The organism is Magnetofaba australis IT-1 (genome assembly GCF_002109495.1).
Lineage (GTDB): Bacteria > Pseudomonadota > Magnetococcia > Magnetococcales > Magnetococcaceae > Magnetofaba > Magnetofaba australis.
This window is the reverse complement of record NZ_LVJN01000002.1, coordinates 1-3648: the sequence shown is the minus strand read 5'-3', so window position 1 is coordinate 3648 and position 3648 is coordinate 1. Positions and strand designations below refer to the sequence as shown.

General features: G+C 58.4%; 7 protein-coding genes and 1 pseudogene. 6 read left to right on the top strand and 2 right to left on the bottom strand.

The annotated features are described in order from the left end of the window. The 4 genes from MAIT1_RS00150 to MAIT1_RS00135 form a co-directional block, all read left to right on the top strand. The coding region (locus MAIT1_RS00150; protein WP_143814554.1) for a head decoration protein at positions 1-206 on the top strand (206 nt) is incomplete at its 5' end. Between the two features lie 12 nt (positions 207-218). Next, entirely contained in the window at positions 219-1235 is a 1017-nt protein-coding gene (locus MAIT1_RS00145) for a major capsid protein (RefSeq protein WP_085440010.1), read from the top strand. Then, on the top strand, positions 1235-1543 hold the full coding sequence (locus MAIT1_RS00140; protein ID WP_085440009.1) for a head-tail joining protein: 309 nt from the start codon (positions 1235-1237) through the stop codon (positions 1541-1543). Before MAIT1_RS00145 ends, MAIT1_RS00140 begins: the two co-directional genes overlap by 1 nt. Beyond that, entirely contained in the window at positions 1540-2205 is a 666-nt protein-coding gene (locus MAIT1_RS00135) for a DUF6441 family protein (protein ID WP_198947750.1), read from the top strand. The genes MAIT1_RS00140 and MAIT1_RS00135 overlap by 4 nt, the downstream gene beginning before the upstream one ends. Here MAIT1_RS00135 and MAIT1_RS00130 read toward each other — a convergent pair. Both MAIT1_RS00130 and MAIT1_RS00125 read right to left on the bottom strand, forming a co-directional pair. Then, entirely contained in the window at positions 2195-2470 is a 276-nt protein-coding gene (locus MAIT1_RS00130) for a hypothetical protein (RefSeq protein ID WP_085440007.1), read from the bottom strand. The genes MAIT1_RS00135 and MAIT1_RS00130 overlap by 11 nt on opposite strands. Before the next feature lie 26 nt (positions 2471-2496). After that, the gene (locus MAIT1_RS00125) at positions 2497-2850 is read right to left on the bottom strand and encodes a hypothetical protein (RefSeq protein WP_085440006.1); all 354 of its coding nucleotides are present in this window, start codon (positions 2848-2850) and stop codon (positions 2497-2499) included. 145 nt (positions 2851-2995) lie between these two features. On the opposite strand from MAIT1_RS00125, the gene MAIT1_RS00120 reads away from it, so the two are divergent. Next, entirely contained in the window at positions 2996-3430 is a 435-nt protein-coding gene (locus tag MAIT1_RS00120; RefSeq protein WP_085440005.1) for a hypothetical protein, read from the top strand. Between the two features lie 30 nt (positions 3431-3460). After that, positions 3461-3648: pseudogene (locus MAIT1_RS00115) on the top strand (phage tail tube protein); the annotation flags it as partial.

Genomic DNA, 3648 nt, shown 5'->3' with positions numbered 1-3648 from the left:
ATCCCGCCGGTATCGATGGCTCGGAAACGGCGGTGGCGGTGCTCTACGAGAACGTCGACGCCTCCGCTGGCGACGCCACAGGAGTGGTCATCAGCCGATTGGCTGAGGTGAATGAAACCCGCCTAGTGTTCGACGCCGTCGTAACCGAACCCGAGAAAGCTGCCGCCATCTCCCAACTGGCGGATCAACTCATCATTGCGCGATAAGGAGAGTTCCCCATGGGAGCCTTGGATGTATTCAATAGCAACGCCTTTTCCCTGGTCTCGCTCACCGACGCCATCAACAAAATGCCCTTTGTCCCGGGCCGTATCGGCCAGATGGGGCTGTTCCACGAACAGGGGGTGGCCACCACTACGGTGCTCATCGAAGAGCGCGAAGGCTCGCTCAATCTGGTGGAGACCACCGCGCGCGGCGCTCCCGCTGTGCAGAACACCACCAACAAGCGCAAAGCGCGCTCTCTGACAGTCCCCCATATCGCCCTGGAGGACACCATTCTCGCCGATGAGGTGCAGAACCTGCGCGCGTTTGGCTCCGAGAGCAATCTCGAAGGCGTCCAAACGGTGGTCAACAACCGCCTGGAGGAGATGGCGCGGAAGATCGACGCCACTCTGGAGCACCTGCGTATCGGCGCCATCAAGGGCCAGATCCTCGACGCCGACGGCTCTACTGTCCTCTATGACCTCTTTACCGAGTTTGGCGTCAGCCAGCACACCGAGATCGACTTTGATCTGGATAACGCCAGCCCGACGCCTGGCGCGGTGAAGAAGAAGTGTCACGACATCCGGCGCAAGATCGAGGATGAGTTAGGCGCTCAGCCCTATGACCACATCCACGCCATCTGCGGGGCGGACTTTTTCGATGACCTGATCACCCACAGTGAAGTCAAAGACGCTTACGAACGCTACGCCGATGGGCTGTTTCTGCGCCAGGGTCAGGCGCGCGGCTCCTTTGAGTACGCCGGGATTGTGTGGGAGGAGTATCGCGGCAAGGTGGGCTCCGTGGATTTCAACGACGCCGCCAAGGCGCGTTTCTTCCCGGTGGGCGTGCCCGGTCTGTTTCGGCAGTACAACGCCCCGGCGGACTTTGTGGAGACGGTCAATACCATTGGCCTGCCGCGCTACGCCAAACAGGCCATTGATCAGCAGTTCCAGCGTTGGGTGATGCTGCATGTGCAGTCCAACCCGCTGCCCATTTGCACGCGCCCGCGTGTGCTGATCAAAGCGAAGCGGACCTGATGAACCCTTTTGAGATGGCGGTGGACGCCGTATTTGCTTCATTCGGCGTCGCCGCCACTTACACCCCAGCCAATGGCGACCCAGTCATCACCATCACAGTGCTGGCCAAGCGCCCGGACGAGGTGGTGGGCTTTGGAGAAACGCGTATTGCGGCGGAGATCTCTCTGTTTGAGATTCGGGCATCTGACATCGCGAACCCTCAAGGCGGTGATGTGATCACCCTCAACAGTATCGACTATACCGTCCAGGGAGCGCCGACGCGAGATACCGAGCGGCTCGTGTGGGTGGTGGATGCGTTCGTCTCATGAGAATGGCGACCACCATCCTCGGTTCCATCCGGCGCGATATGGAGCAGGACCTGCGCAATCTCAATCGCGCCGTTGTGGATGGAACCCGTGATGCGGGGCGCGGGCTCAAGCAGGATCTGCGCGAACAGGTGATTTCGGCGGGCCTAGGCAATCGGCTGGCGCGCACCTGGCGGGATCGCAGTTATCCCAACCAGGGCATCAACGCTGCGTCGCTGGTCTGGTCGAAGGCCCCGCACATTGTGCAGGCGTTTGACCGGGGCGTGGTGATTCGGGGGCGCAATAGCCGATGGTTGGCGATCCCGACGCCGCAAGCGCCAAAGCGGGGCGTTGATGGCAAGAAGATTCACCCTGGCAACTTCCCAGAATCCAGATTTGGAAAGCTCCGATTCGTCTATCGCCCAGGGCGTTCATCGCTATTGGTCGTGGATGGCGTGCGCATTAGCGCCAAAACGGGGCGTGTGGGCCGACAAGCCAAGGGCGGCATCTACACCAAGTCAGGTCGCTTGAAATCCGGCGTGACGGCGGTGGTGATGTTTGTGATGGTTCCGCAGGTTCGGCTGCGCAAACGGCTGGATGTGAAAAGGGTGGCCACGCGATGGGCCACCCGTCTTCCCGAAGCGATTGACGATAATTGGAGAGGTTCTCCAGCGACTACCCGTTGATAAAGTTGGCGACGTTTCGCCACCAATTTTCGTCTTCTTGCTCTTTGCAATCTCGAACGTTTTTGAACGCCAACAGGCCTGCCTGGATTTTCCCATATTTAGCGCGGAGCGCTTCAGCAGCACTCTGGGGATCTCGGGGTAAATCCGATGCGCCAAATGCGTGTGGCAAATTGTTGAACATGTCCATCTGGTCGGTGCGAAAGTCAAAAAGACCCAGTTGAGGGCCTTCAAAAAGGCTCCCCTGGCGCGGATTGCTGCGTTTCATGTGTTCATCCTTGAACAAAGGGCGTTTTACGCCTGGCGGCTAGATTGAGTCCCAATAATATGTGCGCCGTTGCGTATAAAAGTGGGAATGTCAACGTGAGTGCCTGAGCCGGGTGTACGCGTTTCTTCCAGTATCGTGTCCAGCCATTGGCCTCGGGATGCCGGGACGCCTTTGGCTCCGAAAACGCGTTCCTGCTCAATCGTGATGATCTGCTCAATGTCGCGCTTTGTAGCTTTGCCGGTTTTCATGGCCATAAGCATCATGCCATGGATCACGCCACGATCAAATTCGGAGCTATCACCGGTGGCTTTTAGGGTGAGGTAAAGGTTGTGCAGGTGGTCTGAAATGGACGCAAGAATAGCGTTGGACTTTCTGTTCATGTGTGCAAACTCCCGTTGACCGTTGCGCGATCTGTGTCGCGTATATTTCTGAGAGTGACGGGCTGAGAGGCTGCTGTCAACGACGATGTTCAAGAGCAGCAGAAATGACCAAACAAGCATCTGAAATGGCGATGGGATAATTTTCGTGGCCAGTAAAACTGAGCAGATTCTCCAGGCGCTGCACTCTCTGCTCAAAGCCATCCCCAGCGCCACGGTGTTGCGCAACTTCGCACTGCCCACGCGCATTCCAGCAGACGGTCTGATCATTCTGCGCGACGGCGACCCCGGTGAGCCTGAGCAGTCACTGGGCGGGGTAGGGGGCTGCTACTACCAGCATGCCGTGGAGATCGAAATCATCGTGCAGCACGGTGATGCAGCCCAGAGGCAGAGCCAGTTTGATGATTTGCTCATGACTATCGCCAGCGCATTGGACGCCGATTCTACTCTGAATGGCCTCATCTTCGGCATGACCTATGGCCGCCCGGCCATCCAGTTGGAACACGAAGAGGGAGCCGCGCCTCTCCTGGGCGGCATCATCGAACTGACCCTCGACTACGAGACATCTTCTCCAATTTCCTGAATAACAACCCGATAGACGAGAGGATTCGACATGGCCCGCAGCTATGGCTCGAACGCTACCCTATTGCTTAAACGGGAGGGCAGCTACGGCTCCATCCCCACGGGCGACTACATCCAGATGCCCTTCAACCGCTGCACCCTGAGTAGCGAGCAGGGGCTGATTGTCGATCCAGTGCTGGGTCAGGGACGCGACCCCCTGTCGCCGCTCCAGGATGTCAT